Below are 6,083 nucleotides of genomic sequence, written 5' to 3'. Positions count from 1 at the left end.
GCCTTGGTTGCCCTTTGTTTCGCCCTGTCCGGTTTGCGCGTCCGCCATGTCGTCGCGGCGCTCCGACCTGCCTTGTGGATCCTGCTCGCGATCTTCCTGGTCCAGACCTATTTGACCGACATCCTTTTCGCATCATTCGTGGTATTCCGCTTCGCGGTCCTTATCCTTGCGGCGACCGTGGTCACCGCGACGACCCGGACCAGCGAAATGGTTGACGGTATTCTGGCCGGGTTGAGATTCGCACCATCCCGGGTTCCGAAGAACCAGATTGCGCTCGGCGTGTCCCTGTGCCTGCGTTTCATTCCGCTTGTTCTCTCGGTATTTCAGGATGTCCGCCAGGCTCAGCGGGCGCGTGGGCTTGACCGCAACATGATCGCTTTGCTTGTGCCGCTTGTTGTGCGAACCCTGAAAACCGCCGATGAAGTGGCTCAGGCGATCCATGCGCGCTCATTCGATTGAGACGCTGATGGTTGTTCCTCCCGCGGCGTGGTTTCAGGTGGGTGGGGCATTATGGCGTGCGTTATGAAACAGTCGCGAGCCGTCAGAAGATTTTCCTGCCGCCAATTGTCACCACTGATGGCAGATGCGCTCAGTGTGGAGGATATGACCGATATTTCGCCCGTCGGTGAGATAGCAGGTGCCGACATGTCGGTCATACGACATCTTGCCACTCAATCTGCATGATACCGTTTGCGAACGCACAAGCTCACGCATGCGTCGGGTCGCCTTGTTGCCCTCCATACTGCCGATTTCGGCGCAGTCGAGGTCAGCGATCCTGATTGGAACCTGCGCGACTTCGATCGTGTCACCGTCGCGCACATGCGTGACGCGGCCTTCGATTGATCGTCCAGAAGGCTTCGCATTCTGGCTCCTTCGGTTGATGCCTTTCCAGGCATCACCGCCGCGCAGGATCGTGGTGCTTGGTGCAGGTGACACTTCATGATCGACATTCGAACCCGCCATGCCCAACGGCCGAGGCGCCAGCGCCAGAAGGGCAAGGACAAGTAAGCCGGGACCAATCAGCCGCGACGCCCTGCGCTTCGCGCGCCTGTGGCGAAGGCATATGATATTGCGACCGCCGATCATGGCACTTCATTAAACCAATGGTGGGGCCGGAATATGGCGCTGCGTCAATGAAAATCCCGGCTCGGGAAGAGCTTTTTCGCCTGTTCCCTCGGGTGCCTGGCCGAGGGGCGGTTGTTGCCAGCGGCGGGCTGCCCTGTTTCATGCGCTTGCCCGTCATGCGCGCCGCTCGGCGCGGGCCGACCGAGGGTTGAAAGCATTGGCGAGAGGTCTTCGATCCGTTCGGCAATCAGGTGCGTGACCTGGCCCTCCCGTTCGATCCGGCCGGTCACGCGCAGTAAACGCCCGGCGATCACCGACTTGCGGAAGGTTTCATAGATATTGCGCCAGACCACGACATTGGCCAGGCCGGTCTCGTCCTCCAGCGTCAGGAAGATCACGCCCGAGGCCGTGCCGGGGCGCTGGCGGGTGATGACGAGGCCGGTGACGGTGATCCCGCCTCTGGACCGTGCCAGCCGTTCATGGGGTATGCTCTCGGGCAGGCGTGGTCGCAGAAGTTCCAGCGGATGAGCGCGCAGGGAAAGGCGCAGGGCGAGATAGTCCTCGATCACCTCCTGCCCGAGCGTCATGGCAGGCAGATCGACGGCGGGCTCTGTGCCGCCCTCGCCATCCTTTCCGAACAGTGGCAGCGGCTTGGGCGCGCGCAAGGCCCGGACAGCCCAAAGCGCATCGCGGCGCGTGAGCCTGAGCACGGCAAAGGCATCGGCCTCGGCCAACCGCTCAAGCGTATCGGGACGCACCCCCGCCCGGCGCCAGAGGCTTTCGACATCCGCATAGCCATTGCCCCGCGCGGCGACGATCCAGATGGCGTCCTCCTCGCGCAGTCCCTTGATCTGACGAAATCCCAGGCGCACGGCCAGTTCCCCATCCGCGCGCGGCTCCAGCGTGCAATCCCACTCCGAATGGTTGATCGAAACGGGCCGCACCTCGACCCCGTGCTCACGCGCATCGCGCACGAGTTGCGCAGGGGCGTAAAATCCCATCGGCTGGCTGTTCAGGAGCGCACAGGTAAAGACCGCCGGGTGATGGCATTTGAGCCAGGCCGAGATATAGACCAGCCGCGCGAAGCTTGCCGCGTGGCTTTCGGGAAATCCATAGGAGCCGAAGCCCTCGATCTGGGCAAAGCACCGCTCGGCGAAATCCGCGGCGTACCCACGTGAGAGCATCCCCGAGACGAAGCGATCCCGAAACGCGCCGATGGTGCCCATCCGCTTGAACGTGGCGAGGCTGCGGCGCAGCCGGTCGGCCTCGGCCGCCGAAAACCCGGCGGCGACCACCGCGATCTGCATCGCCTGTTCCTGAAACAGCGGCACGCCATAGGTGCGCCCCAGTACCTCCATCATCGCGGGGCCGAGATCCTCGACCTTCTCCTTGCCCTGGCGGCGGTTGATGAAGGGGTGCACCATGCCGCCCTGGATCGGGCCGGGACGGACGATGGCTACCTCGCAAACCAGATCATAGAACTTGCGCGGCCGCATCCGGGGCAGGAAGTTGAGCTGCGCCCGGCTTTCCACCTGGAACACGCCGATGGCATCGGCCCGGCACAGCATGTCATAGACGCGGGCGTCTTCGGGGGGCACGTTGGCCAGTGTTAGATGTTTCTGGCGATGGTCCTGCAACAGCCCGAACGCCTTGCGGATACAGGTCAGCATACCAAGACCCAGCACATCGACCTTCAACAGGCCAAGTGCGTCGATATCATCCTTGTCCCATTCGATGATGGTGCGGTCTTCCATCGCCGCGTTCTCGATCGGGCAGAGTTCATCGAGCCGTCCATGGGTGATGACAAATCCGCCGACATGCTGGCTGAGATGCCGGGGAAAGCCGATGATTTCACCGATCAACCTGGCCGCCAGCGCCACGCGCCTGTCCGCCGGATCAATGCCGGCATCACGCATCCGGTCCTCATTCGGTGCGCTGGAGGACCAGCCCCAGATCTGCCCGGAAAGCCGGGCGATCACGTCCTGGCTCAGCCCCATGACCTTGCCGACCTCGCGGATTGCGGCGCGTGAGCGGAAATGGATCACGGTGGCGGTCAGCCCGGCGCGATGACGGCCGTAGCGCTCATAGATCCACTGGATCACTTCTTCGCGCCGCTCATGCTCGAAATCCACGTCGATGTCGGGTGGTTCACCACGCTCCTTGCTGATAAACCGCTCGAAGATCAGCGTGATGCTTTCGGGGGGAACCTCGGTCACGCCCAAGAGGTAACAGACCACCGAATTGGCCGCTGATCCGCGCCCCTGGCACAGGATGCCACGCGACCGGGCGAAGGCCACGATGTCATGCACGGTCAGGAAATACGGCGCATAGCCCATCTCGTCGATGAGTTTCAGTTCCTTGTTGACACGTGCGGCGATCTTGGTGGGTGGCCCGTACGGGTAACGCCAGCGCAGCCCCTCGCGCGCAAGCCGGTCGAGCCGGTCCTGGGCCGGTTCGCCCTCCCGGGCCTCGTCGGGATACTGATAACGCAGGTCGTCGAGGCGAAAGGCGCACTGATCGGTGATCTCCAGGGTACGGCGGATCGCGGCGGGATAACGATGGAACATGCGGCCCATCTCGGTGCCGGATTTGAGCCGGTGCTCGGCATGGGTCAGGCGGCGGGCGCCGATCGTGTCGATGGTGCAGCCCTCGCGCAGGCAGGTCAGAACATCGGCAAGCGGGCGCCGGGCCGAACGATGCATCAGCACATCACCGACCGCCACCATAGGCAGGCCGGAAAACTGCGAAAGTCGTGCCAGCCGGTCGAGGCGTGGCTGGTCGCGCCCATCATAGATTGGTGCAGCCCCGAGAAAGCACTGGCCGGGAAAGGTGCGCCGCATGTCGCGCAACTCGACCGACAGGTTTGCCTGTCCCGACCCCTCCATCGGATCTGGGGGCAGTGCGACCAGAACCATACCACTCCCCCAGTTCACCAGATCCTTTCGTGTGAGATGACACGCGCCCTTTCCGGCCCGGCGTTTGCCCAGCGAGAGGAGCCGTGTCAGACGCGACCAGGCGACAACATCCCGTGGCAGGGCCAGCCATTCGACAGGGCTATCGCTCAGCGCGATCCGCGCGCCCGGGATCAACCTGGGCAGGGGCTGGTCGAGGTTGATCCGAGGACCATCATCCAGAGGTGCCGGGTTCAGGATCTGACGGCTGGAATGATCGGTGGTCCGGCGCGAGCGAATGTCGGGTGCATCCTGTAATGCGCCCGCTGCTTTGCGCGCCTCGTTGTGCAGCCGGTCCAGTTCCTTGAGGGCAGAAAAGGCGCGTACCACGCCCGCTACCGAATTGCGGTCGGTGATGGCAATGGCGGCAAGGCCCAGTTCGGCCGCGCGCGTGACCAGCTCCTCGGGATGCGAGGCGCCATGCAAGAAGGTGAAGTTCGTGGTCACGCACAGCTCGGCATAAGCGGTCATGCGAACTCTCCCTGCACCGACCACGCCGGCGATTGCGGTGTATGAAAAAGCCAGAGTCGTGGCCCCTCACGCGTCTCGATGCGCCAATAGTCACGCAATCCAGACTGCCAGTCGGGATCAATGAGCCACCATTCCGGTGCGATGCGTTCCGGTCCCGTGGCGCGCATCGTGGTAAACTGCATCCGCCGCCAACGGAACCGCGCGGGCGGATGCCCAGGGTGGTCCATTCCGCGAATCGCCACGGGCTCGGGCGGAAAAATGATGATCGGGCGTTCCGGTCCTGTTCGCGGTGGCGGGGGGGCCGCCTCGCTATAGGCCGCAGGCGCCAGCAGGAAGCTGCGCTCGGGGATCGTGCTTTCGGCGGGCAGAAGGCGCAACACCCGCTCGAACCCCAACCGATTGCCAAGCCGGGAAAACAGATCGGCCAGCGCATCCTCGTGACGCATGGCCTGCCCGCCCCCGATTTGCTCAGGCGGCAGTCTCTCGGTCACATGGGCCTCCAGCCGCATCGCCTCGATGCCGAACCCGGCCTCGACATCCGCGATTCCCTTGCTGAAAAGCGCCGTGATTCGCTCGGGGTCGCGCATCGGGCGGGCAAGACCGATCTCGACCTGCGCGATTTCCCGGTCCACCCGGTGCAGATCGAGGCGCAAGCGCCGGGCGCCCATATGGTGTTGGCCCAACGTGTGGCAAAGACGGTCCAGCAGGCGGGTAAGCCCCGCCATCACGTCGGCCTGCAAGCCAATCGGCTCCGGCAGGGTCATGCGCACCCCGAAATGCGGCGCTTCCGTTTCTGCGGCAACGGGTTCCGGCTGATGCCCAAGCGCCTGATCGAGCCGCAGGATGAGGCCGGACCCGAACCGGCGTGCCAGCGGTGCCCGCGGCTGAGTGATCAGATCGGCGATCCGGGTCAATCCCATGCGCCCAAGTGCCTGTGTCGTCTCCGTATCGGTCCGCAAGGCGCTGACCGGCAGGGGGCCGATCTTGTCGACAAGTCGGCCTTCTGGGATGATTCCACCACCGTGACGCGCCAACGCATGCGCCGCGCCGCGGGTCCCGGCAATGGCGCTGACCACGGAGAGCCCGGCACGCGCCATGCGCGCATGCAGATCGCCCCGAAGGTCTTGCTCACCTCCGAACAGATGCGGCACGCCCGTAATATCAGCGATCAGGCCATCCGATCCGTCCCGCGCCACCATCGGCGCATAGCGCCCCATCCAGCGGCGGAGCGCGGCTAGCGCAGCGGCCTCTCGGGCGATATCCGCAGGCCGGGTGATGAGATCCGGGCAGATCGCGCGCGCATCCGCGAGCGTCATGCCGCGATGCAGCCCGTTCCGCTCAGCGATCTCGTTCAGGCAATGCAGATGTTCCGTATTCCTCGACCGGTGGACCAGGGCAAAAGGCCCTTCAGCCGGACGCCTGCGCAGCACGGTGTCGCTGGCCAGCCTCGGAAACCAGGTTGAAAGCAGCCGTCGCGCCATTCCAATGCAGTATCCAGCTTCCCGTTGTTCCCTTTTTGTTCTTATTAAGGGACCAGTGATGCAGAGTCGAGTCATGGTCCGCGCCGGCAATCGGATCGCAATGCCAGCGCGTCTC

At 64.1% G+C, this 6,083-nt stretch carries 4 protein-coding genes and 1 pseudogene; 1 reads left to right on the top strand and 4 read right to left on the bottom strand.

The window, feature by feature from the left end; genetic code table 11:
* On the top strand, positions 1-459 hold a 459-nt coding region (locus ACESL9_RS04340), incomplete at its 5' end, for an energy-coupling factor transporter transmembrane component T family protein (protein WP_372674542.1).
* 108 nt (positions 460-567) lie between these two features.
* Here the strand turns inward: ACESL9_RS04340 and ACESL9_RS04335 are convergent.
* From ACESL9_RS04335 to ACESL9_RS04320, 4 genes and pseudogenes are all read right to left on the bottom strand, one after another.
* On the bottom strand, positions 568-1,086 hold the full coding sequence (locus ACESL9_RS04335) for a thermonuclease family protein (protein ID WP_372610826.1): 519 nt from the start codon (positions 1,084-1,086) through the stop codon (positions 568-570).
* A 44-nt stretch (positions 1,087-1,130) separates the two neighbouring features.
* Entirely contained in the window at positions 1,131-4,487 is a 3,357-nt protein-coding gene (locus ACESL9_RS04330; RefSeq protein ID WP_372610828.1) for an error-prone DNA polymerase, read from the bottom strand.
* Positions 4,484-5,968 carry a Y-family DNA polymerase gene (locus ACESL9_RS04325; protein ID WP_372610830.1) on the bottom strand — a complete coding sequence of 495 codons (1,485 nt, stop codon included), beginning with the start codon at positions 5,966-5,968 and terminating at the stop codon, positions 4,484-4,486. The genes ACESL9_RS04330 and ACESL9_RS04325 overlap by 4 nt, the downstream gene beginning before the upstream one ends.
* Positions 5,895-6,083: pseudogene (locus ACESL9_RS04320) on the bottom strand (hypothetical protein); the annotation flags it as partial. The pseudogene ACESL9_RS04320 and the gene ACESL9_RS04325, both read right to left, overlap by 74 nt.

Source organism: Aquicoccus sp., from assembly GCF_041686535.1.
Taxonomy (GTDB): Bacteria; Pseudomonadota; Alphaproteobacteria; order Rhodobacterales; family Rhodobacteraceae; genus Aquicoccus.
Note: the sequence above shows the minus strand (reverse complement) of the source record. Positions and strands in the feature narration are given on the sequence as shown.

What these genes read in the sequence shown, in the direction of transcription:
- ACESL9_RS04335 (WP_372610826.1), bottom strand. Translation starts at nt 1,086, where the DNA reads ATGATCGGCGGTCGCAATATCATATGCCTTCGCCACAGGCGCGCGAAG.
- ACESL9_RS04330 (WP_372610828.1), bottom strand. Translation starts at nt 4,487, where the DNA reads ATGACCGCTTATGCCGAGCTGTGCGTGACCACGAACTTCACCTTCTTG.
- ACESL9_RS04325 (WP_372610830.1), bottom strand. Translation starts at nt 5,968, where the DNA reads ATGGCGCGACGGCTGCTTTCAACCTGGTTTCCGAGGCTGGCCAGCGAC.